This window comes from Pseudomonas sp. MWU16-30322, assembly GCF_020515535.1.
Classification (GTDB): domain Bacteria; phylum Pseudomonadota; class Gammaproteobacteria; order Pseudomonadales; family Pseudomonadaceae; genus Aquipseudomonas; species Aquipseudomonas fluorescens_H.
The window spans coordinates 1-598 of sequence record NZ_JAIWYL010000031.1; the positions used below are offsets into that span (position 1 = coordinate 1).

The 598-nt window shown below is 62.2% G+C and carries 1 protein-coding gene; it reads right to left on the reverse strand.

Features of this window, described 5'->3' with window-relative positions; all coding sequences use genetic code 11:
* Window positions 1-598: Ig-like domain-containing protein (locus LCH64_RS28200; protein WP_226501962.1), on the reverse strand; the 598-nt coding region annotated here is incomplete at both ends.

Consider the following 598-nt stretch of genomic DNA (forward strand, 5'->3'; position numbering starts at 1 on the left):
GTTCTCGGTGCCATTGCCGCCGCCGTGCAGGTTTTTGAAGTCGGCGTCGGTGGGGTTGAGCGTGTAGGTGTAGGTGCCGTCTGTATGCAGTTCCAGGGTGCCGTAGGTTCCGGTGAAAGTACCGGCAGTCACTGGGCCGGTCGGAACACGGTCAGCACCCTGCACGTCATTGGTAAGGACGTTGCCGGTCAGCGTCAGGTTGGTTTCCGAAGCAGTGCCGGTGTTGCTGTCGTTCACTGCTTTTGGCAGGTCGTCGATGATATTCACATCGAGGGTGGCGTTGGCGGTGGTTCCGTTGTCGTCGACCACGGTGACGGCGAATTGCTCGGGCAGGTTGTTCGCACCGTTGCCGGTTGGGTGGGCGTCGTTGTGGTCGAGGGTGTAGCTGTAACTGACCACGCCTGTCGTTGCGTTGAAACCGGTGATGGTCAGCGTGCTGCCGAGCGGTGTGGTGACGGATTGCGGGAAGCCTGCGGCCACGCCGTTGGTGACCACGGCGATACCAGCGACGGTCAGCGTGGTGACGCCGTCCAGCGCGGTGATGGTGAAGGTGCCGCTTTGGGTCAGCGCGTTGGCATCAGGGGCGCTACCGGTACTT